Annotated in this window: 16 protein-coding genes; 14 read left to right on the forward strand and 2 right to left on the reverse strand. The window is 73.3% G+C overall.

The genetic code is table 11. The annotated features are described in order from the left end of the window. Positions 1-24: 24 nt before the first annotated feature. Positions 25-4,014 (forward strand): beta-N-acetylglucosaminidase domain-containing protein, encoded by a 3,990-nt coding sequence (locus tag ACEZDE_RS07850; protein WP_380533859.1) that lies wholly within the window; start codon positions 25-27, stop codon positions 4,012-4,014. Between the two features lie 65 nt (positions 4,015-4,079). On the opposite strand, the gene ACEZDE_RS07855 is transcribed toward ACEZDE_RS07850, so the two are convergent. Next, a complete protein-coding gene (locus ACEZDE_RS07855) occupies positions 4,080-4,649 on the reverse strand; it encodes an HNH endonuclease (RefSeq protein ID WP_380533860.1) in 570 nt (189 codons plus the stop codon). Between the two features lie 223 nt (positions 4,650-4,872). Between ACEZDE_RS07855 and ACEZDE_RS07860 the strand changes: the two genes are divergently transcribed. From ACEZDE_RS07860 to ACEZDE_RS07890, 7 genes are all read left to right on the forward strand, one after another. After that, positions 4,873-5,889 (forward strand): mechanosensitive ion channel family protein, encoded by a 1,017-nt coding sequence (locus ACEZDE_RS07860; RefSeq protein ID WP_380533861.1) that lies wholly within the window; start codon positions 4,873-4,875, stop codon positions 5,887-5,889. Between the two features lie 233 nt (positions 5,890-6,122). Further along, entirely contained in the window at positions 6,123-7,322 is a 1,200-nt protein-coding gene (locus ACEZDE_RS07865) for an ROK family transcriptional regulator (RefSeq protein WP_380533863.1), read from the forward strand. A gap of 130 nt (positions 7,323-7,452) precedes the next feature. Further along, positions 7,453-8,820, forward strand: a complete 1,368-nt coding sequence (locus ACEZDE_RS07870; RefSeq protein ID WP_380533865.1) for an ABC transporter substrate-binding protein — start codon at positions 7,453-7,455, stop codon at positions 8,818-8,820. An 80-nt stretch (positions 8,821-8,900) separates the two neighbouring features. Further along, complete coding sequence (locus ACEZDE_RS07875; RefSeq protein WP_380533867.1) at positions 8,901-9,917, forward strand: carbohydrate ABC transporter permease; 1,017 nt, start codon at positions 8,901-8,903, stop codon at positions 9,915-9,917. A gap of 33 nt (positions 9,918-9,950) precedes the next feature. Beyond that, on the forward strand, positions 9,951-10,865 hold the full coding sequence (locus tag ACEZDE_RS07880; protein WP_380533869.1) for a carbohydrate ABC transporter permease: 915 nt from the start codon (positions 9,951-9,953) through the stop codon (positions 10,863-10,865). Continuing rightward, complete coding sequence (locus ACEZDE_RS07885; RefSeq protein ID WP_380533871.1) at positions 10,865-12,163, forward strand: 6-phospho-beta-glucosidase; 1,299 nt, start codon at positions 10,865-10,867, stop codon at positions 12,161-12,163. The genes ACEZDE_RS07880 and ACEZDE_RS07885 overlap by 1 nt, the downstream gene beginning before the upstream one ends. Before the next feature lie 53 nt (positions 12,164-12,216). Beyond that, a complete protein-coding gene (locus ACEZDE_RS07890) occupies positions 12,217-13,293 on the forward strand; it encodes an N-acetylglucosamine kinase (protein WP_380533873.1) in 1,077 nt (358 codons plus the stop codon). Between the two features lie 75 nt (positions 13,294-13,368). On the opposite strand, the gene ACEZDE_RS07895 is transcribed toward ACEZDE_RS07890, so the two are convergent. Continuing rightward, on the reverse strand, positions 13,369-13,743 hold the full coding sequence (locus ACEZDE_RS07895) for a cupin domain-containing protein (RefSeq protein ID WP_380533875.1): 375 nt from the start codon (positions 13,741-13,743) through the stop codon (positions 13,369-13,371). 110 nt (positions 13,744-13,853) lie between these two features. On the opposite strand from ACEZDE_RS07895, the gene ACEZDE_RS07900 reads away from it, so the two are divergent. The 6 genes from ACEZDE_RS07900 (at position 13,854) to ACEZDE_RS07925 (ending at position 21,659) form a co-directional block, all read left to right on the forward strand. Beyond that, positions 13,854-14,300 carry a MarR family winged helix-turn-helix transcriptional regulator gene (locus tag ACEZDE_RS07900; protein WP_380533877.1) on the forward strand — a complete coding sequence of 149 codons (447 nt, stop codon included), beginning with the start codon at positions 13,854-13,856 and terminating at the stop codon, positions 14,298-14,300. 68 nt (positions 14,301-14,368) lie between these two features. Next, a complete protein-coding gene (locus ACEZDE_RS07905; RefSeq protein ID WP_380533879.1) occupies positions 14,369-15,097 on the forward strand; it encodes a hypothetical protein in 729 nt (242 codons plus the stop codon). Positions 15,098-15,221: 124 nt separating this feature from the next. After that, on the forward strand, positions 15,222-16,547 hold the full coding sequence (locus ACEZDE_RS07910; RefSeq protein WP_380533881.1) for a hypothetical protein: 1,326 nt from the start codon (positions 15,222-15,224) through the stop codon (positions 16,545-16,547). A gap of 17 nt (positions 16,548-16,564) precedes the next feature. Beyond that, positions 16,565-17,515, forward strand: a complete 951-nt coding sequence (locus ACEZDE_RS07915; RefSeq protein ID WP_380533883.1) for a glutamate ABC transporter substrate-binding protein — start codon at positions 16,565-16,567, stop codon at positions 17,513-17,515. Between the two features lie 120 nt (positions 17,516-17,635). Then, positions 17,636-18,907 (forward strand): hypothetical protein, encoded by a 1,272-nt coding sequence (locus tag ACEZDE_RS07920; RefSeq protein ID WP_380533884.1) that lies wholly within the window; start codon positions 17,636-17,638, stop codon positions 18,905-18,907. Between the two features lie 40 nt (positions 18,908-18,947). Beyond that, positions 18,948-21,659: a serine/threonine-protein kinase gene (locus ACEZDE_RS07925; RefSeq protein WP_380533886.1), complete on the forward strand. Its 2,712-nt coding sequence runs from the start codon at positions 18,948-18,950 to the stop codon at positions 21,657-21,659.

The raw sequence follows: 21,659 nt of genomic DNA on the forward strand, positions 1-21,659 counted from the left end.
GCACCAGCGCTGTGAGGAGACCGCGTGGAGCACCGGCCCTCCCTCCCCGCCGCCGTCGGCGGCGGACTGCGCAGGCAGCTGGAGCAGCACGCCGCACTGCAGTCGATGGTGTCCTCGGGGCCCGTCCTCAGTGCCCGCAGGACCGCCGCCAGGACGGCGCGCAGGCTGGCGCCGGAGACCGCGGATCGGCTGATCTCGGAGCTCAAGGGCACCCGGCCGCTGCTGGACCGGGCCAGGTCGGCCGCGGGGCAGGGCCGTCGGCGCAGCGCGGCACTGCGCGCGAGCGCGGCGCTGACGGTGGCGGCGGTGGTCGGCGGCGGGATGGTGACCGGGGCCCAGGGCGCGTACGCGGTCCCGGCGGTGGGACGGGTCGGCGCGGCGGCGGTGCCGGGGAGCCCGACGGGGTCGGCGGCGGCTTCGGCCGGGTCGGCGGCTCCGGCCGCGGTGACGGTGCCTCAGGTGTTTCCGCGACCGCAGGCGCAGCAGCCGTACGGGGCCGCGGTCGCGGTCCCGGCGCAGGTGACCCTGGTGCTCGCGGCGAAGGCCGACCCCGGGGCGGTGCAGGCCGTGCGCGAGGTGCTGACCGGCGCGGGGGCGCGGCGGATCGACGAGTCCGCCGACGGTCCTTCCGGGGCGCCCGCCGCCGGGAGTCTGACGGTGTATCTGGGCGGTCTTGCCGAGGGCGCCGGCGGCGGGGCCGACCGGGCGCTGCGCGACCTGGCCTCCGCCGGGGGCCAGGACGCCCCGCTGAGCCCGTCCGGACTGCCCTCGGGCGGCTACGTGCTGGCGGCGGGCCGGACCGGCGCCGACGGCGCGGGCGCGGTGGTGCTGGCCGGGGTCGACGCCGCGGGGACCTTCAACGCCGCGCAGTCGCTGCGGCAGCTGGTGGTCGGCACCGCGCACGGCCCGGCGCTGCCGGGGGTCCGGATCACCGACTGGCCGACCACTCCGGTCCGCGGCACCGAGGAGGGCTTCTACGGCACCCCGTGGACGCCCGAGCAGACCCGCTCGGAGATCGACTTCCTGGGCCGCAGCAAGCAGAACTACTTCCTCTACGCCCCCGGTGACGACCCGTACCGGAACAGCCGCTGGCGCGACCCCTACCCGGCCGCCCAGCAGGCGCAGCTGCGGGCGCTGGCCCAGCAGGCGGCGCTGGACCACGTCACCCTGGGCTACGGCCTGGCGCTCGGCGGCTCGGTCTGCTTCACCTCGGCCAAGGACAAGCTGGCGCTGCTGGCCAAGCTGGACCAGCTCTGGGGTCTCGGTGTGCGCTCGTTCCAACTGCAGTTCCAGGACAGCAGTTTCACCCACTGGCACTGCGACGCCGACCACGACCGCTACGGCCTGGGACCGGCCGCGACGGCGGACGCGCAGAGCGATCTGGTGCAGTTGGTGCTGCAGCGGTTCCTGGGCAAGCACCCGGGTGCGGCGCCGCTGTCGGTCCTGCCCACCGAGTTCTACCAGGACGGCGCGACCCCGTACCGGAGCGAGCTGGCCGAGCGGCTCGACCCGTCGGTCCAGGTCGCCTGGACCGGGGTGGGGGTCCAGCCGGGCACGATCACCGCGGCGCAGACCGCGGCCGCGGCGCAGGCGTTCGGGCATCCGCTGGTGACCCAGGACAACTACGTGGTCAACGACTCCGCCCCGGACCGGCTCTACCTCGGCCCGTACCTGGGCCGGGAGGCCGGGGTGGCGACCGGGTCGGCGGCGCTGCTGGTCAACGCGATGCAGCAGCCGGAGGCCTCGCGGATCCCGCTGGCCACCGCGGCGGACTACGCCTGGAACCCGGCGGCGTACGACCCGGCGGCGTCCTGGCAGGCGGCGACCCGGGCCGAGGCAGCGGCGGAGCCGCAGGTGCAGGGCACGGCGGCGGAGCCGCAGACGCAGGGTGCGGCGGAGCAGGCCGCGGCTGCGGTTTCGGCGTTGGCGGGGAACAGTGCGTCGGCGGCGGCGGGCGGCGGGCCGGAGTCCGCCTATCTGCGGCCGTTGGTCGCGGCCTTCCGGCTCGGGCAGGGCAGTGCAGCCGACACCGCCGCGCTGCGGGCCGCGTTCACCACCATGGCGACCGCGCCGCAGGTGCTGGCCGCCGCGCACTCCCCGCTCGGCGCGGAGGACGCGCCCTGGCTGGCCCAGCTCTCGGCCTACGGCCAGGCCGGGCAGGCCGCGGTGGACATGCTGGCGGCGCAGCGCTCCGGCGACGGCGCGCGGGCCTGGTCGGCCCAGGTGACGCTGCGTCGGCTGGTGACCCAGCTGGCCCAGGCCCGGGTCACCGTCGGCGAGGGCGTGCTCGACCCGTTCCTGAAGCGCGCGCTGGCCGCGTCGAACAGCTGGTCCGGGGTCGGCGGCGGGCAGGCCGTGCCGAGCAGCAGCATGGACGCGACCCAGGGCCATGACCTGTCGCAGATGGTCGACGGCGACCCGGACACCTACTACTGGAGCGACGCCCCGCCGCAGGTCGACGACACCGTCGGGATCGACCTCGGCAGCGCCCAGCCGGTCGGCACGGTCACCGTGCGGATGGGCGCGGACGACGGCAGCGCCGCCGCGGGCGACTACCTCCAGCACGCGGTGCTGGAGTACTCCTCCGGCGACGGCGGCTGGCACCGGGTCGGCGCGTACTCCGGGCAGCGGACCGTCAGCGCGGTGCTGCCGGCCGGTACGGTGGCCCGCTACCTGCGCCTGCGCGCCACCGCGACGCAGACCAGCGCGGTGGCGGTGAGCGAGTTCTCGGTGTCCGCGCCGAGCAGCACCACCGCGACCGTCACCGGCGGCCCGGCCGGGCAGCCCGGGGCCTCCGCCGCCCAGGTGGCCGACGGCGACCTGGCCGCCCCCTACCGCGCGGTGGCCTCGCCGCAGGCCGGGGACGCGCTGACGATGACGCTGGGCAGCGCCCGGCCGATGGACCGGGTGGTGGTGCTCACCGATCCTGACGTGGCGTCAGTGGGCTCGGTCGAGGTGCACCCGGCGAGCGCGGCCCCGGGCCAGGGCTGGGTCAGGGTCGGCGCGCTCGCGGACGGCTACACCGAGCTGCCGGTGGACCCGAAGGCCCCGGTGGACCGGATCCGGCTGGTGTGGGCGGCGGGCGGCCCGCCGCCGGTGGTGAACCAGATCGTGCCCTGGTACGCGGACACGCCCACCGCCGCGCTGCGGCTGCCGGAGCAGAGCGTGGACCTGGAGGTCGGCAGCGCTCCGGTGACGCTGACCGGCGAGCTGCAGGCGCTCGGCGTCGGCGGCGCCAGCGGGACGGTCGCGGCGGCGCCGCCCAAGGGCGCCAAGGGCCTGACCGTGGGCGCCCCCGGAGCGGTGGCGCTGTCCCGGGGCGGCAGCCAGGCGCTGCCGCTGGTGTTCCGGGCCGCCGACGGCACCGCGCCGGGGACGTACACCGTGCCGGTGGGCTTCACCGCCGCCGGGCACACCGTCACCCAGCAGGTCCAGGTGCACGTCTACCCGCGGACCGAAGGACCCGACCTGGCGCTGACCGCGACCGCGACCTCGTCCGGCGACGAGACCCCGGACTTCCCGGCCTCGGCCGTCAACGACGGTTCGGCGGACACCCGCTGGTCCTCCCCGGCGCAGGACGACGCCTGGGTCCAGCTGCAGCTGGCGCAGCCGGCCACGCTCGGCGAGGCGGTGCTGCACTGGCAGGACGCCTACGCCGCGCAGTACCTGATCCAGACCTCGGCCGACGGGCAGCACTGGACCACCGCGGCGACCGTGCTGAACGGCGCGGGCGGCGACGAGACGGTGCACTTCGACGCGCCGGACGTGCGGTACGTCCGGATGCAGGGGGTGCAGCGGGCCACCCGCTTCGGCTACTCGCTGTACGGGATCGAGCTCTACGCCGTCGCGGGCACCGCCCCGGTCGGGACTCCGGTCAGCGTGCCCCCGCCGGTGCTGCCGAGCGCGCCGCCGACCGGGCTGCCGACCGGGCTGCCCAGCGGCCTGCCGAGCGCGCCCGCGGCCCCGCCGGCGCCGGACCCGGTCGGACCGTTGAACCCCGGCGAACCCGGGTGACCCGCCGGGCCTGAACGCGGGACACCCTCCGGAGCCTGCCGGGCAGGGCGGAGGGTGTCGTCGGGTCAGGCGGACAGCTGTTCGGCCGGAGCCTCGCGTGGAGGGACGTCGGGGGCGACGTGGGAGACCTCCTCACGGGAGCCGTAGGGCTCCAGGTAGGGGCGCCAGCGGGGGTCCCGGTGGCCGGTGCCGATGATCCGCCAGGCGAGACCGCTGGGCGGGGCCGGTGGTCGCTTCATCCGCCAGCCGAGGTCGGCGAGGTGGCGGTCGGCCTTGACGTGGTTGCAGCGGCGGCAGGCCGCCACCACGTTGTCCCACTGGTGCTGGCCGCCGCGGCTGCGCGGCACCACGTGGTCGACGCTGGTTGCGACGCCACCGCAGTACACGCACCGTCCCCCGTCGCGGGCGAACAGCGCGCGGCGGGTCAGCGGGACGGGACCACGAAAAGGGACCCGCACGAAGCGGGTCAGGCGGACGACGGAAGGCGCCGCGAGGGCGCTGGTGGCGCTGTGCATATAGACCCCGGAGTCCTCAAGGCTGACAGCCTTCTTGTCGAGGACCAGAACGAGGGCGCGGCGCATCGTTACGACGCCGAGTGGCTCGTAGGACGCGTTGAGGACCAGGACATAGGGCACGAGGCCTCCCTTTACGCCGACGGCGCGTGGCTCGCGCCGGTGCTGCGGTTCCCTGCGGTTCCGTGCTGGACGATCTCCCCCAGTGTCGCCGCAGGCCTCCCCGCAGCGCCAGCAATCCAGGGGAACAGGACCGGTGTGTCCTACCCCACAGTTCATGCCCACGATCTTGGCTGATTGCACTTCCCGTGCCGGGGCACCCGTCAGGTCTCGATAGGGTGACGGAATGACCGCGCAGACCCCAGCCCCCGATCCGTCGCTCGACGGCGCCACCACGAGCGCGGGCCAGGCCGTGGGATATCTCGGCAGCCACTGGGAGTCCTGGGTCACCGGACTGGTCCAGATCGTCCTGATCCTGGTGATCGCGCTGATCCTGCGCGCGGTGATCCGCAGCATGATCAGCAAGATGGTCTCCCGGATGGCCCAGGGGAACGGGCACAACCAGCCCGCGTTGATATCGGGCCTGCTGGAGAACGCCGAACGGCGCAGGCAGCGCTCCCAGGCGATGGGGTCGGTGCTGCGCAGCGTCGCGTCCTTCCTGGTGCTGGGCACGGCCGCGCTGACGGTCCTCTCGGTGCTGGGCATCAACCTGGCTCCGCTGCTGGCCAGCGCGGGGGTGGCCGGGGTCGCCATCGGCTTCGGGGCGCGGAACCTGGTGACCGACTTCCTGTCCGGGGTGTTCATGATCCTGGAGGACCAGTACGGGGTCGGCGACGAGATCGACACCGGGGTGGCCACCGGAAAGGTGCTGGAGGTCGGGCTGCGGGTGACCAAGCTGCGCGGCGCCGGGGGCGAGATCTGGTACATCCGCAACGGCGAGGTGAAGCGGATCGCCAATATGAGCCAGGGCTGGGCCACCGCGACGGTGGAGGTGCCGCTCGGCTACCACGAGGACCTGGTCCGGGTGCAGGAGCTGATCCTGCGCGCGGCCGAGGACATGGCCAAGGACGAGCCGTGGAGCGAGCAGTTGTGGGAGCCGGCCAAGGTGCTCGGGGTGGACTCGCTGGGCGCGGACACGGTGGTGGTGCAGGTCGCCGCGAAGACCATGCCGGGCAAGGCGGTGCCGGTGGCCCGGGAGCTGCGGCAGCGGATCAAGGCGGCGCTGGAGGCCGACGGCGTCCAGATCGGCAAGGTCTCGCCTCCGGCGGCGGCAGCGACCGAGGCTGCGGCGCCGGCTGAGGTCGTGGCTTCGGTTGAGGCGGCGGCTCCGGCGCCTCCGGCGGCGGCAGCTCCGCACGAGTAGGACATTTGCCTACATAAGCGCCCCATCGCGGATCCGCGGTGGGGCGTTTTGGTGTGCGCAAGGTAACGCTTCGGTTTCCTGGGCGGGCGAAGGCGATCAGGGCATTGACAGCTTCTCGGCGGGGGCCGTACGTTCCTGCACACCGTTAGGAAACTTTCCTATTAGTTCAGGTGCGGGGCGTGCGTGATGATGTCCCAGCATCCATGAGTCCGGCGTGAGGAGTGACGAGGCAGATGACCGCCGCAGGCAACGGTAACCCGGCGCAGCCCGGCACGCCACGACTCCTTCGGGCCATCAACGACCGCGCGGCGCTTGAGCTGCTGCTGGAGCAGGGCCCGCTGTCGCGGAGCCAGCTCGGCGGCCTCACCGGGCTGTCCAAGCCCACCGCCTCGCAGCTGCTGGCCCGGCTGGAGAGCGCGGGGCTGGTGGTCCCGGTCGGCACCACCGCCGGACGCCCCGGCCCCGGCGCCCAGCTCTACGAGATCAACCCGGAAGCGGCCTTCGTGGCCGGGCTGGACGTCAACCCGGCCCGGATCCGGGTCGCGGTCGCGGACATCACCGGCCAGGTCGTCGCCGAGCACCGGCACCCCACCCCGGGGCGGCAGGCCAGCGGCACCGTGGACCGGGTCCGCGAGGCGGTGGACGCCGCCGCCGCGGCGGCCGGTCTTGACCGGTCCGCGCTGCGGCAGATCGTGATCGGCACCCCGGGCGCGCTGGACGGCGCCACCGGCAAGCTGCGCTACGCCCCGCACCTGCCCGGATGGCACTCGCCCCGGCTGCTGGAGGAGCTGGTCGAGGGCCTCGGCGTCCCGGTCGCGCTGGAGAACGACGTGAACCTGGCGGCGGTCGCCGAGCAGCGGGTCGGCCAGGCGGTCGGGGTCTCCGACTTCGTCCTGCTCTGGGTCGAGGACGGCGTCGGCGCGGCCATCGTGCTCGGCGGCAAGCTGCACCGGGGCCACACCGGCGGCGCGGGAGAGGTCGGCTACATGCCGCTGCCCGGCGCCCCGGTGGTCAAGAACGTCCGCCGGGAGAACGCCGGCGGCTTCCAGCAGCTGGCGGGCGCGCCCGCCGTGCTGGCGCTGGCACGGGAGCACGGCATCGGCGCGCGGACCGCGGCGGAGGCCGTGGCCCGTGCCGCCGAGGCGGCCGAGCGGGGCGACGACCGGGTGCTGGCGGTGCTCGCGCACCGGCTGGCGACCGGGCTCGCCGCGATCGTGGCCGTGGTCGACCCCGAGCTGGTCCTGCTCAGCGGGGACATCCCGCAGGCCGGCGGCGAGCAGCTGCGGGCCCTCGTCCAGGAGGAGCTGACCGGACTGGCCGTGCCCAGGCCGCGGCTGCTCATCAGCACCGTCCAGGGCTCCCCGGTGGTGGTCGGCGCGCTGCAGTCGGCGCTCGGCACCGCGAGGGAGCGCGTCTTCACCACCATCAACTGACCGCCCCGACACCCCCACGAACGTCCCGGACCGGCGCCAGCGCCGAGCCGTGGATCAGCACACCCGCAAACAGGTACGAACTCCCCCCTCGGCCGGGCACAGTCGCCCGCCATCCCACTGGAGGAAACCCGTGACGACCTCTCCCTCCGAGAGACTCCGCACCGTGCGCCTCGGCCGCGCCACCGCGGTGCTGGCCTGCACCGCCGCGCTGGCACTGACCGCGGCCGGCTGTACCGGCAGCAGCAACGCCGGTTCCAAGGGAAGCGTCGGCAGTGCCGACAAGCCGGTGACCATCACCTTCTGGCACGGCTGGAGCCAGCCGAACGAGCTCAAGGCGATCAACGACAACATCGCCGGGTTCGAGAAGACGCACCCCAACATCCACGTCAAGGCGGTCTCCGCGGTCTCCGCGGACACCCTGAACCAGGGCATGCGCGCCACCGGTGCGGCGGCCCCGGACGTGGTGTCCGACTTCTCCACCACCGACGTCGGCAAGTTCTGCTCCACCGGCGCGTTCGTGGACCTCGGCCCGATGCTGAAGAAGGACGGGATCGACCCGGTCAAGACCTTCCCGAAGGCGATGCTCGGCTACACCCAGTACCAGGGCAAGCAGTGCTCGCTGCCGCTGCTCGGCGACGCCTACGGCCTGTACTACAACAAGGACATGTTCAAGGCGGCCGGCATCGCCAGCCCGCCGAAGACCTTCTCCGAGCTCGCCGCCGACGCGGTCAAGCTGACCAAGGGCGACGGCTCGCAGCAGATCGGCTACGTGCCGCTGTACGACTACTACGAGCAGAACACCGGCTACATCGCGGCCCAGTACGGCGCCAAGTTCTTCGACGCCAACGGCAAGTCGGACCTGGCCACCGACCCGTCCTTCGCGGCCATGTTCAACTTCAACAAGGACCTGGTCAACAAGCTCGGCGGCTACGCCCACCTGGAAAAGCTGCGCACCGGCTACGGCGACGAGTGGACCTCCAACGCCTTCGACAAGGGCAAGGTCGCCATGCAGCTCGACGGTGAGTGGCGGATCGCCAACCTCACCCAGGACAAGGTGTCCTTCAACTGGGACACCGCGCCGTTCCCGGTGCCGGACGACCAGGTCGCCACCTACGGCAAGGGCTACCAGACCGGCACGATCATCGCGATCAACCGGAACAGCAAGCAGCAGGCCGCTGCCTGGGAGTTCACCAAGTACATGACCACCGACACCAACGCGCTGGTCACCTTCGCCAACGCGATCGACAACGTGCCGAGCACCTTCGCCGCGCTGGCGTCGCCGGACCTCAAGCTGCCGGCCGCCTTCAAGACGTTCATGGACGTCGCGAACAACCCGAACTCGCAGACCCAGCCGGCCACCGCCGACGGTGACGGGTACGTGACGACGCTTCAGCAGCTCGGCATCGCGGTCCAGTCGGGCAAGCAGACGGACATCGCGGCCGGTCTCAAGGCCGCGGACAAGACCATCGACAACGCTCTGGCCCAGGCCCAGCAGTAGCAGCCCTCCCGAGCCGGGGGCGGGCGGCCCTCCCCGCCCGCCCCCGGTCCCCCCACCCCTCCCACGCGGCGGTGAACGACATGAGCAGTACGGCCGATCTCGGCCTGACGCCGGCCACGACGTCCAAGAAGAGCAAGTCGAAGAACGGCGGACTGCCGGTACCGCCCGCCCTGCGCAAGCGGCGCCGCCGGGACCTGCGGGTCGCACTGGCCTTCCTCGCCCCCTGGCTGGTCGGCTTCGCGGTCTTCTTCCTCTACCCCCTGGTCTCCACGCTCTACTTCTCCTTCATGCACTACGACGGGTTCAACCCGCCGAACTTCGTCGGCGGCAAGAACTGGCACTACGTCTTCACGGTGTTCCCGTACTTCTGGCCGGCCGTGCGCAACACCATCTGGCTGGTCGTCGTGATGGTGGTGCTGCGGACCGTGTTCGGCCTGGGCATCGGCATGCTGATCACCAAGATCAAGTCCGGTGCCGGCTTCTTCCGCACCGCGTTCTACCTGCCCTACCTGGCCCCGCCGGTCGCCGCCACCATCGGCTTCGCGTTCCTGCTCAACCCGGGCACCGGGCCGGTCAACAAGATCCTGGGCGACCTCGGGCTCCCACAGCCCGGCTGGTTCAACGACCCCAACTGGTCCAAGCCCTCCCTGGTACTGCTCGGCATCTGGGGCATCGGCGACCTGATGGTCATCTTCATGGCCTCGCTGCTGGACGTGCCGACCGAGCAGTACGAGGCGGCCGGCCTGGACGGCGCGGGTCCGTTCCAGAAGTTCCGCCACATCACCCTGCCGAACATCCGGCCGATCATCATGTTCGCCGTCGTCACCGGCGTCATCAACATGCTGCAGTACTACACCCCGGCCATCGTGGCCGGTCAGGTGGCCAGCGGCACGATCGGCGGGTCCGGCCAGACCTACCTCCCCGGCTACCCCGACAACTCGACCTGGACCCTGCCCCAGCTGATCTACAACCTGGGCTTCCAGAGCAACGACGACCTCGGCTCGGCCTGCGTGGTCTCCATCATCCTGTTCGTGATCGCGATGGCCTTCACCTCCCTGCTCATGCGCCGGAACTCCGGCCTCATGGGCGAGGACTGAGCCGGCGGACCGGGAAAGAAGGCTGTTGAACCCATGAGCGAGACCCTCTCCCCCACCGAGCTCCCGACCCAGGGCGCCCCCGCCTCGGTCCGGGCCTCCGGCGCCGCCGCCAGAAAGGCCGCCCGCAACCGTCGGCTGAACTGGATCGCGGTGCACTCCTTCGGCATCGCCGCGGCGCTGTTCTTCATCCTGCCGTTCGTCTTCCTGTTCCTCACCTCGGTGATGTCGGACAGTCAGGCGTTGGGCGGCGGTATCTGGCCGACCCAGTGGGTGTGGAGCAACTACGTCACCATCTTCCACATCCCGCACTTCCTGACCTGGTGGAAGAACAGCCTGGAGTACGCGGTGCTGGGCACCGTGTTCACCGTGGTGTCCTCGGTCCCGGTGGCCTACGCGCTGGCCAAGTTCCGCTTCCCGGGACGGCGGACGGCGCTGATGGCGGTCATCTCGATGATGATGCTGCCGCCCCAGGTCGTGATCATCCCGATGTACCTGTTCTGGACCAACCAGGTCGGCCTGACCGGCACGCTGTGGCCGCTGATCATCCCGATGATCTTCGGTGACGCCTACTCCATCTTCCTGCTGCGCCAGTTCCTGCTGACCATCCCCAAGGAGTACCTGGACGCGGCCAAGGTCGACGGCTGCGGCGAGGTCCGCACCCTGCTCAAGGTCGTCATCCCGATGGTCAAGCCGGCCATCTCGGCGGTCGCCCTGTTCCAGTTCTTCTACTGCTGGAACGACTTCTTCGGGCCGCAGATCTACACCGCGTCCAACCCCAGCGCCTGGACCATCTCCTACGGTCTGCAGACGCTGCACAGCGCCCACCACACCGACTGGAACCTCACCATGGCGGCGACCCTGCTGGTGATGGCTCCGGTGATCATCATCTTCTTCTTCGCACAGAAAGCCTTCATCGAAGGCGTGACACTGACAGGGGTCAAGGGCTGATGAGCCGCACCACCACACCTTCAGGCTCCGGCCCGCTCAAGCTCGTCGTCGTCGGCGGCGGGTCCACCTACACGCCCGAGCTGATCGACGGCTTCGCCCGGCTGCGGGACTCGCTGCCGATCGGCGAGCTGGTCCTGGTCGACCCGGCGGCCGACCGTCTTGAACTGGTCGGCGGGCTGGCCCGGCGGATCTTCGCCAAGCAGGGACACCCGGGCCTGATCACCACCTCCACCGACCTGGACGCCTCGGTGCAGGGCGCGGACGCCGTGCTGCTGCAGCTCAGGGTCGGCGGCCAGGCCGCCCGCGGCCAGGACGAGACCTGGCCGCTGGAGTGCGGCTGCGTCGGCCAGGAGACCACCGGCGCCGGCGGCCTGGCCAAGGCGCTGCGCACGGTCCCGGTGGTGCTGGACATCGCCGAGCGGGTCCGCCGGGCCAACCCGGACGCCTGGATCGTCGACTTCACCAACCCGGTCGGCATCGTCACCCGGGCGCTGCAGACCGCGGGCCACAAGGCGGTCGGGCTGTGCAACGTGGCGATCGGCTTCCAGCGGAAGTTCGCCGGGCTGCTCGGGGTCGCCCCGGAGCGGGTGCAGTTGGACCACGTCGGGCTGAACCACCTCACCTGGGAGCGCGGCGTCCGCCTGGACGGCAAGGACGTGCTGCCGGAGCTGCTGGAGAACTTCGGCCCGGCCATCGCCGAGGACCTGGAGCTGCCGCTGTCGCTGGTACGGCAGTTGGGCACGGTGCCGTCGTACTACCTGCGCTACTTCTACGAGCACGACAACGTGGTCGCCGAGCTGAAGGTCAAGGGCTCGCGCGCGTCCGAGGTCGCCGCGATCGAGCAGCAGCTGCTGGCGATGTACGGCGACCCGGCGCTGGACCAGAAGCCGGAGCTGCTGGCCAAGCGCGGCGGCGCGTTCTACTCCGAGGCGGCGGTCAACCTGGTCGCCTCGCTGCTCGGCACCGGCTCCCCGGCCGGCGCGGTCCAGGTGGTCAACGTGACCAACAACGGCACCCTGCCGTTCCTGCCGGACGACTCGGTGATCGAGGTCCCGGCCACGGTCGGCCGCGACGGCGCGGCGCCGCTGCCGGTGCCGCCGGTGGAGCCGCTGTACGCCGGGCTGATCGCCCACGTCACGGCGTACGAGCAGCTGGCCCTGGACGCGGCGCTGCGCGGCGGCCGGGACCGGGTCTTCCAGGCCCTGCTGGCGCACCCGCTGGTCGGCCAGATCGACCTGGCCGACCAGTTGACGGACCGTCTGATCGCCCACAACCACGAGCACCTGGCATGGGCGTGACCGCGATCGGCGAACGGGCAACGGGGACAGAAAGCGACAATGCGTTGACGTACATGCAGGGTGGCAGCCCGATCGGGGCCGGCAGTGTCGGTGCGGCCGGGCCGGAGCTGGTCTCCGGGGTGCTCGCCATCGACGCCGGGAACAGCAAGACCGACGTGGCCCTGGTCTCCGCCGAGGGCCAGGTGCTCGGCACCGCCCGCGGCGGCGGCTTCGTGCCGCACCTGGTCGGCGCCGAGGCGGCGGTGGCCGGTCTGGCGCCGCTGGTCGCCGAGGCGGCAGCCGAGGCGGGATTCGACCTGACGGCGGCTCAGGCCCCGTTGGCCACCCACCTGTCGGCCTGCCTGGCGAACGCCGACCTTCCGGTCGAGGAGCAGCTGCTCCAGGAGCTGATCGCGGGCCGGGGCTGGTCCAGGACCACGGTCGTCGCCAACGACACCTTCGCGCTGCTGCGCTCCGGCACCGACGCCCCGCGCGGGGTGGCCGTGGTCTGCGGCGCGGGCATCAACTGCGTCGGACTGCTGCCGGACGGCCGGACCGCGCGGTTCCCGGCGCTGGGCATGATCACCGGCGACTGGGGCGGCGGCGGCGGGCTCGCCAACGAGGTGATGTGGGCCGCCTCCCGGGCCGAGGACGGCCGCGGCCCGCAGACCGCGCTGGCGCCCGCGGCGGCGGCGCACTTCGGGCTGCCGAGCGCGGGCGCGGTGGCGGAGGCGGTGCACCTGGGCGAGATCCCGGAGGGCCGGCTGCACGAGCTGGTCCCGGTGCTGTTCGCGGTGGCCGAGGCCGGCGACCCGACCGCGCTGGCGCTGATCGACCGACAGGCGGACGAGGTGGTCCGGCTCGCTGTGGTCGCGCTGCGGCGACTGGACCTGCTGGACTCGTCGGCCGACGTGGTGCTCGGCGGCGGGGTGCTGGCCTCGCGCCAGCCGCTGCTGCTGGACGGCGTCAACGCGCGGCTGGCGGCGGACGCCCCGTACGCCGTCCCGCGCATCGTGACCACTCCGCCGGTGGTGGGGGCGGCCCTGCTGGGGCTCGACCACCTGACCGCGGCGGGGCTCGGCGGCACGCCCGGGGCGCAGGAGCGGCTTCGTGCCTCCTACGCGCTGCGGCGTGCGGCCCGCGCTGTCTGAGGGGGCTGCGCGGGGCGGGCAGGGGCCCGGCGGAGGGAGTGCGCTTCTCTCTGTCGGGCCTCTGCCTGTCGCCTGTCAGTTGGCCCAGGGTGGGGTGAGTGTGCTGCCGTCGGGGAGGGCCGCGGTGAGGCCGACCGCGGTGGACACCCAGGTGGCGGCGGGGCGGTCGGTCGGGTTGTCCAGCCGGAACAGGGCTCCGGCCGGGACGATCGCGGTGTCCCCGGCGCCGAGGTCGGCGGTGTCGCCGTCGACGCTGAAGCGGAGCGTGCCGGACAGGACGTGGATCACCTCCTCGTGGCTCACGGTGTGCGGCACCCCGGGCGTCCCGGCCGGGATCTCGCCACGCCAGGCGGCGATCGCCCGGCTGCCGGTGCCGGGGTTGGCGTGGGCGGTGAAGCGGACGCCGTGGATCTCATGGACGACGGCCTGGCCGCCGCGGACGTAGGGCATGGGTGCCTCCTCGAAAAATGGTCAAGCTGCTTGTCTTTCCTTGGGGATAGTCAAGCTGCTTGTCTATCTATAGTCAAGCTGCTTGTCCATTTGTGGAAGACTGTGCGGCCATGGACACCAGTGCCGCGATCCGCGCCCTCCCCTATCTGCTGCTCGCGCTCAGCGGCGAGCTCGTCGCCGGCATCCAGGCCGGGGTGGCCCGCGGCTTCGACGACATCCGCCCGGTGCACGGGTTCGCCTTCGCCCGGATCGGCAGCCACGGCGCCACCACCGGGGCCCTGGCCGAACACCTGGGCGTCAGCAAGCAGGCCGCCAGCCAACTGGTCGAGGAGCTGATCGGCAAGGGCTACGTCGAACGCCGCCCGCACCCCCGCGACGCGCGGGCCCGGCTGATCGTGCTCACCGAGCGCGGCCGGGCCTGCACCCGCGCGGCGGACGCCGCCGCCGCCGACGCCGTCCGCCCCTGGATCGACGCGCTGGGCGAGGAGCGGTTCCAGTCCCTGGTCCGCGACCTGGCCCGACTGGACCCGGGAGGTCCGATCCGCCCCAGTTGGTGACCCGGTGTCACCGGACTGTTATCCGGAGCCCGTCGCGGCGGCGCCGGTGCACGGGCGATGATCACCGCATGCCCCGCTCCACCCGCGCCCTCGCCGCCCCGTCCCTGCTGATCGCCGCAACGCTGCTGACCTCCGCCTGCCAGACCAAAACACAGACCCCCACGCCGCCCACCCCGGCAACCGGCAGCGCCACCCCGGCGAGCGGCAGCGCCACCCCTACCTCCACCCCGGCGGCAGCCGCCCCCACCGGCCCGGTCACCCGGGCCCGGCTGCTCGCCGCACTGCCGCCCGCCCCGACCGGCTCCTCCCCCTGGAAGGGAAAGGGCGGCCCGGCCGGCCTGCTGACCCCGGCCCAGTACCTGACCGTGGAGTTCGGCGCCAAGGACGGCGCCAAGCTGCTCCCGGCCGAGAAGCAGACCGGGCTCACCTTCGCCGCGCAGCGCGGCTGGCGGCAGAAGGGCGGCACGCTGGTCTCCGTCATCGTCGCCGACTACCGCGACCGCGTCGGCGCCAAGACCTCGTACCTGGAGCTGGAGGCGGGCCTTGAGCAGAGCGACGCCGGGGACAGCGACTTCACCCTGCCCGGGGCCGCCGACAGCTCCGGTGTCGGCGACCCGGCCCTGGACCGGGACGGGAACACCGAGAGCGACCTGATCGTGCTGGCCGGAAGCGAGCTGCTGCACGTCCTGGTCCGCGCGCCGGGGACGGTGGACCGGGCGACGACCGAGGCGGTGGCGCTCCAGGCGTACACGAACCTCTGCGCGCTGTCCGACTGCACGGCGGGCAGCACCAGCTGAGCAGCGACCGGCCGCGTCACAGCTGGGCGACGAAACCTCAAGATCCACGCAAGTCCCGTGTGGATGTCCGAAGGGTTGGCCATACTGCTCCCAACGGTCGGCACAGGGGGAGGGCGCACTACTGATGGACACCAACGGGGGCACCGCCGTACTGGAGGCACGCCCCACCACCGGCCCCGTCACCCGGCGCGGCCCGCGCAGCACCCCGCCCCGACGGCTGTGGAGCACCGGGGCGGTGCTGGCGCTGCTGGCGCTGCTGTTCGGCGTGCTGACGGTGACCCAGGTGGTGCAGAGCGCGGACGCGGCCTCCAGCGTGGTCAACCACAGCCAGCCGCTGAGCGACGACGCGGCGCAGATCTTCCACTCGCTGGCGGACGCCGACACCACCGCGGCCACCGGCTTCCTGCAGGCCGGCAATGAGACCCCGGCCGTGCAGAAGCAGTACAACGACGACATCAGAACGGCCTCCACGCTGCTGGCCCAGGCCGCCTCCAGCACCTCCGACTCCGACCCGGGGCAGCGGCAGATCCAGCAGCTCAACGCCCAACTCCCGGTCTACACCGGACTGGTCGAGGACGCCCGGTCGAACGACCGGCAGGGGCTGCCGCTCGGCGGCGCGTACCTGCGGTTCGCGTCGAGCCAGCTGCAGGACACCATGCTGGTCGAGGCGCAGGCCCTCTACGCCGCCGAGACCGCCAGGCTGCACCAGGACTACAGCGACGCGCAGGCGCTGCCCTGGGCCGCCGTCGGGCTCGGCCTGGTCACCCTGGTCGCCCTGGTCTGGGCGCAGGTCCGGCTGTTCCGGCAGACCAACCGGGTGTTCAACGTCGGCCTGGTGCTGGCCACCGCGGCGACCGCGGTGGCGCTGGTCTGGCTGGTCACCGCGCAGAGCCTGGCCGGCTCCGACCTGCGGGCCAGCGACAGCAGGGGCGCGGCCCCGCTCCAGGTGCTGAACGAGGCGCGGATCAAGGCGCTGCAGTGCCGCGGCGCGGAGAACCTCAACCTGGTGGCCCGCGGCTCGACCGACGCCTACGAGACCGCCTGGACCAAGGACAGTGCCCAACTCGCGGGCAAGGACGGCTTCCTGGCCCAGGCGACGGCGATGACCGGCGCCGACCCGGCCGCCCAGCAGCCGATCAGGGCCGCCGCCGCGGATTTCGCCACCTGGCAGCAGCGGCACGACAAGGCCAAGACCGCCAATGACGACGGCGACTACACCACCGCGGTGGACGCCACGATCGGCACCGCGGACACCACCAGCGCCGCGTTCGACTCGCTGGACCGCAGCCTGAACAGCGCGATCGGCAAGGAGCGGGCCAACTTCCGGGCCCTGGCCGCCTCCGGGCGCGGTGACACCGCGCTGCTGGCCGAGGGCGCCGGGGTGCTGGCGGTGCTGGCCGCGGCCGGCGCGCTGCTGGGGATCAACCGTCGCGCGGCGGAGTACCGGTGATGAGGGGGAGGACGGGCATGGGACGCGGGACCAGGACGGCCGTGCTGACGGCGGGGGCGCTGCTGCTCGGCGCGGTGGTGCTGCCCGGCAGCTCCTCCGCCGACCCGCGGCAGGACGCCGTGGCGGCGGGCCAGGTCAGGATCGGGCTGGCGCCGAAGGCCGCCGCCTGCGACAACAACAGCCTGAGCACCGGGCTGACGCCGAGCGCCTCGGACGCGGGCGCGGACGTCCAGCGGATCATCAAGCGCGGCAAGCTGATCGCGGGCATCGACACCAACAGCTACCTCTGGGGCTTCCGCAATCCGACCGACGGCAGCCTGCAGGGCTTCGACATCGACCTGGTGCACGCGCTGGCCAAGTCGATCCTGGGCAACGCGGACGCGGTGGAGTTCCTCGCCGTGCCGACCGCCAACCGGATCAGCGCCCTGCAGTCCGGGCAGGTCGACGTGGTGGTGCGGACCATGACCATCACCTGCGACCGGCTGAAGCAGGTCTCCTTCTCGGTGCCGTACTTCAACGCCGGGCAGCAGGTGCTGGTGCCCAAGTCGTCGAAGATCACCGGCTTCAACGACACCATGAAGGGCGCGCGGGTCTGCGCGGCGACCGGCTCCACCGCCGACGACATGCTGAAGGACCCGGCCAAGGACCACGGCGCCACCGTGTTCCACGTGGCCAACCAGCTGGACTGCCTGGTGCAGATGGAGCTCGGCAACGTCGACGCCACCATCACCGACAACGCCCTCGGCGCCGGGCAGGCCGCCCAGGACCCGACCGTGCACCTGGTCGGCGGCCCGCTGGACGTCGAGGTCTACGGCGTCGCGATGAAGCTGGGCGCGGACGACCTGGTCCGCCGGGTCGACTACGTGCTGCAGGACTTCCTGGCGCACCAGTGGTCGGCCGAGTACGACCGCTGGTTGAAGCCGCTCGGCAGCACTCCCCCGGCTCCGGTCCCGCGGTTCGCCGGCTGACCCGCCACCTGTTCACCACCTGGACGGATACTGATCTGACAATCTGACGACCACGACGTGCATGCTTGGGGCGAGACGAATGGCGGGCGGATGGCGCTGACAGGACCCAACGGTCCGGTGATGACCCGGGAGGAGGTGGACCGCACCCTGACGCGCCTCGGCGCGGAGCGGGACGCGGTCGAGGCCTCGCTGCTGGCGTTGCAGGACCACCCGGGGCGCCGGCTGCTGGAGGGCGCGGAGCTGTCCGGGCAGACCCGCGAGCGCTGGGCGCAGGCCGAGCCGGGCCTCGGCCTGCTCTGGTCGATGTTCGACACCTACGCCGAGGCGCTGGCCGCCGCCCGCGCGGTCCGCTCCCGCCGGACCCGTCCCGGCCAGGCCGAACTGACCGAGCTGACCGAGCTGCTGCGCGGACGCGGGGTCACCGTCTCGGCCGGGCAGACCGCGCACACCGCGCTGTCGCTCACCAGCGGAGCCCGGATGAGCGAGCAGGTCAGCCTGAGCGACCTGGTCGACCGGATGAACGACTGGTACGCCCGGATCATCGCGGTGGCCTCCGCCGCCGACGCGGTCTGGACCGCGCTGCCGGCCCGGATCGACCTGCTGGCCGCCGAGTTGGGCCGGGTGGTGGCGCTGGCCCGCTCGGTCGGCGTGCACCCGGGCGAGCACCCGGCCGGGGACGCGCTGGCCGAGCTGGGCAAGGAACTCGCCGCGCTGCGCGGCGAGGTGGTCGGCGACCCGCTGGCCTTCTGGACCCCGCGCCCCGGCGCCCCGAGCACCCACGCCCCCGGCTCCGCGCCGGGCGCGGTGGACACCGCCCGCTACGACCGCGCCGCCCGCAGCGTGGACGGGCTGCGGGTGGAGCTGGAAGACCTGCTCCGGCTGCGCGACGACGCCGACGAACGGCTCGAAGGCATCGGCGAGACGCTGGCCCGCGCCGACGCCACCCTGGCCGAGGCCCGGCGGGCGCGCGGCGAGGTGCTGGCGAAGATAGCCTCCACCGAGGTCCCCGCGGTCCCGGGACCGGCCAGCGCGATGCGCGAACGGCTGGCCCAGGCCGACCAGTTGCGCCGGCACGGGCAGTGGCACCGGCTCGGCCCGCTGCTGGACACCCTGGAGGGCGCGGCGCAGCGCGAACTGCAGCGCGCCCGGGAGTCGCTGACCTCGGTCACCGCGCCGCTGGCGATCCGCGCCGAGCTGCGCGGCCGGCTCGACGCCTACAAGGCGATGGCGGCGCGGCTCGGGGTCTCCGAGGACCCGGAACTGATCGAGCGCTACGACCAGGCGCGGCGGATGCTCTGGAGCGCCCCGTGCGACCTGCGCGCCGCGGAGCACGCGGTGCTGCGGTACCAGCAGGCACTGCGCCCGGCGGACCGCCGCCCGTACGGGGGTTGACGACGATGACCGAGACATCAGCGACAGGGGGACAGCAGGGATGACGGCGACCACAGGGACACCGTGCACGCGGCCCGACTGCACCGGCGGCGGCGTGATCGACCCGGACGGCTACTGCACCGAGTGCGGCCTCGCCCCCGCCCCGGTCCCGGCCCAGGCAGCCGTGCAGGCCGCTCCGGCGACCGGTCCCGGCGCCCCGTGCGTCCGGCCGGACTGCTCCGGCACCGGGGTCATCGACCCGGACGGCTACTGCACCGAGTGCGGCCTCGCCCCCGCCCCGGTCCAGGCGGCGGTCCAGGGCCTCCCGCAGCAGGCCTCCTCGCGCACGTCCAGCGGCGGCAGCACCTCCCGGGGCTCGTCCCGCTCGATGTCCGGGCGCTCCCGCTCCGCCCGCAGCGGCTCCTCCCGGGCCTCGGTCTCGGTGCGCAGCAGCCGCAGCAGCACCTCGCAGTCCAGCCGGGGAGCTCTCGGCGCCGGTCTGGTGACGGTCCCTCCGGTGCCGCGCCCGGACCCGCGCAGCATGGTGCAGGCCAACCCCGAGGTGCCGGAGCGCAAGCGCTACTGCAGCAAGTGCGAGTCCCCGGTGGGCCGCACCCGCAACGGCGTGCCCGGCCGTCCCGAGGGCTTCTGCACCAAGTGCGGCACCGCTTACTCGTTCACCCCCAAGCTGTTCGCCGGGGACCTGGTCGGCGGCCAGTACGAGGTGGTCGGCTGCATCGCGCACGGCGGCCTGGGCTGGATCTACCTGGGCATCGACCGCCGGGTCAACGACAAGTGGGTGGTGCTCAAGGGCCTGCTGGACACCGGCGACGAGGAGGCGCTGGCGGTCGCCATCGCCGAGCGCCGCTACCTGGCCGAGGTGGACCACCCCAACATCGTCCGCATCATCAACTTCGTCGAGCACCCGGACATCCGCACCGGCACCAGCGACGGCTACATCGTGATGGAGTACGTCGGCGGCAAGTCGCTCAAGGACATCGCCGACGAGCGGCGCGGCCCGGACGGGCGGCGCACCCCGCTGCCGGTGGAACAGGCCATCGCCTACGCGCTGGAGGCGCTGCCCGCGCTGGGCTACCTGCACAGCCGGGGGCTGATCTACTGCGACTTCAAGCTGGACAACGTGATCCAGTCCGAGGACCAGCTGAAGATCATCGACATGGGCGCGGTGCGCCGCCAGGACGACGACGGCGCGATCTACGGCACCATCGGCTACCAGGCCCCCGAGATCGCCACCGACGGCGTCTCCCCCGCGTCCGACCTCTACACCGTGGCCCGCTCGCTGGCCGTGCTGACCTTCGACTTCCAGGGCTTCTCCACGGTCTACCGGGAGTCCCTGCCGGGGCCCGAGGACGTCGAGGTCTTCGCCCGCTACGAGTCCTTCTACCGGCTGCTGGTCCGGGCCACCGACCCGGACCCGGACAAGCGGTTCTCCTCCGCCCAGGAGATGGCGGAGCAGCTCACCGGCGTGCTCCGGGAGATCCTGGCGCTCCAGGACGAGCGCCCGCGACCGGCCCTCTCCACCCTGTTCGGCGCGGAACTCCGGGTGGTCGACACCGAGTTGGTCGGCGCGGCGACATTCGACGCCCCCGGCCGCGAGGCCCGCGGACGGGCCGGACGCAAGGGCGCGGTCCGAACGCCGCCGCCGGTCCCGCCCGCCCCGGGCGCCGCCCCGAGCGGCCCGGTGCCGCTGCCGGGCGCACCCGGCGGGGCTCCGGCGACCCTGGTCGGCGTCCCCGCGCTGGGCGCGGCCCGCGCGGCGGCCCCCGGCCTGGCCGAGGCCGCGCCGCGGGTACTGCCGCTGGACCCGCGGCAGGCCGCGCTCGCGCTGCCGGTCCCGCGGATCGACGTGACCGACCCCAACGCCGGCTTCCTGGCCGCGCTGATGGCCACCGCGCCCGCCGACATCATCGCCGCGCTGCGCTCGGCGCCGGTCAACTCGGTGGAGCTGCGGCTGCGCGAGCTGCGCGCCCTGATCGAGCTGGGCGACCTGCCCGCGATCGACGCGGCCCTGACCGCGCTCTCCGTCGACCACCCGGACGACTGGCGGGTGGTCTGGTACCGCGGCCTGGCCGCGCTGGTCGCCTCCGCCGCGGCGGCGGCCGAGGGCGCGGGCCCGGACCCGCTGGCCGCGGCCCGCGCCGCGGCCGACGCCTTCGACGGCGTCTACGACGCGTTCCCCGGCGAGGCCGCCCCGAAGCTGGCGCTCGGCATCTGCGCCGAGGTGCTGGGCGAGCGGGAGGACGCGGCCGAGTTCTACCGGCTGGTGTGGACCACCGACCGGGCCTACGTCAGCGCGGCGTTCGGCCTGGCCCGGGTCCGGCTCGCGTCCGGCTTCCGGGCCGGGGCGGTGCACGCGCTGGAGTCCGTCCCGGAGACCTCCAACCACTACGTCGCCGCGCGGGTCGCCGCGGTGCGGGCGCGACTGCGCGAACGCGACGCGGCCGAGCCGCTGCGGGCCGACCTGGACGCCTGCTCGGCCCAGCTCGGCGGCCTCGGCCTGGACGCGCGGCGGCGTGAGGAGCTGTCGGTGGAGGTGCTGGGCAAGGCCCTCGGCTGGGTGATCGCCGGACGCCCGGACGGCCCGGCCGGCGCGGGCCCGATCCTGCTGCTGGGGCATCCTGCGGAGGAGCGGGAACTGCGGCTCGCCCTGGAGCAGTCGTACCGGGTACTTGCGCGTCTCGCGGAACAGCCGGAGAAGCGGATCGAGTGGGTGGAGCGGGCCAACCGCACCCGGCCCAGGACGTGGGTGTAA

The organism is Streptacidiphilus cavernicola (assembly GCF_042510955.1).
Classification (GTDB): domain Bacteria; phylum Actinomycetota; class Actinomycetes; order Streptomycetales; family Streptomycetaceae; genus Streptacidiphilus; species Streptacidiphilus cavernicola.

Excerpts from the sequence above, each read along its gene's own strand:
- ACEZDE_RS07925 (WP_380533886.1), top strand. The coding sequence starts at position 18,948 with ATGACGGCGACCACAGGGACACCGTGCACGCGGCCCGACTGCACCGGC.
- ACEZDE_RS07910 (WP_380533881.1), top strand. The coding sequence starts at position 15,222 with ATGGACACCAACGGGGGCACCGCCGTACTGGAGGCACGCCCCACCACC.
- ACEZDE_RS07865 (WP_380533863.1), top strand. The coding sequence starts at position 6,123 with ATGACCGCCGCAGGCAACGGTAACCCGGCGCAGCCCGGCACGCCACGA.
- ACEZDE_RS07890 (WP_380533873.1), top strand. The coding sequence starts at position 12,217 with ATGCAGGGTGGCAGCCCGATCGGGGCCGGCAGTGTCGGTGCGGCCGGG.
- ACEZDE_RS07920 (WP_380533884.1), top strand. The coding sequence starts at position 17,636 with ATGACCCGGGAGGAGGTGGACCGCACCCTGACGCGCCTCGGCGCGGAG.
- ACEZDE_RS07900 (WP_380533877.1), top strand. The coding sequence starts at position 13,854 with ATGGACACCAGTGCCGCGATCCGCGCCCTCCCCTATCTGCTGCTCGCG.
- ACEZDE_RS07860 (WP_380533861.1), top strand. The coding sequence starts at position 4,873 with ATGACCGCGCAGACCCCAGCCCCCGATCCGTCGCTCGACGGCGCCACC.
- ACEZDE_RS07875 (WP_380533867.1), top strand. The coding sequence starts at position 8,901 with ATGAGCAGTACGGCCGATCTCGGCCTGACGCCGGCCACGACGTCCAAG.
- ACEZDE_RS07885 (WP_380533871.1), top strand. The coding sequence starts at position 10,865 with ATGAGCCGCACCACCACACCTTCAGGCTCCGGCCCGCTCAAGCTCGTC.
- ACEZDE_RS07895 (WP_380533875.1), bottom strand. The coding sequence starts at position 13,743 with ATGCCCTACGTCCGCGGCGGCCAGGCCGTCGTCCATGAGATCCACGGC.
- ACEZDE_RS07905 (WP_380533879.1), top strand. The coding sequence starts at position 14,369 with ATGCCCCGCTCCACCCGCGCCCTCGCCGCCCCGTCCCTGCTGATCGCC.
- ACEZDE_RS07915 (WP_380533883.1), top strand. The coding sequence starts at position 16,565 with ATGGGACGCGGGACCAGGACGGCCGTGCTGACGGCGGGGGCGCTGCTG.
- ACEZDE_RS07880 (WP_380533869.1), top strand. The coding sequence starts at position 9,951 with ATGAGCGAGACCCTCTCCCCCACCGAGCTCCCGACCCAGGGCGCCCCC.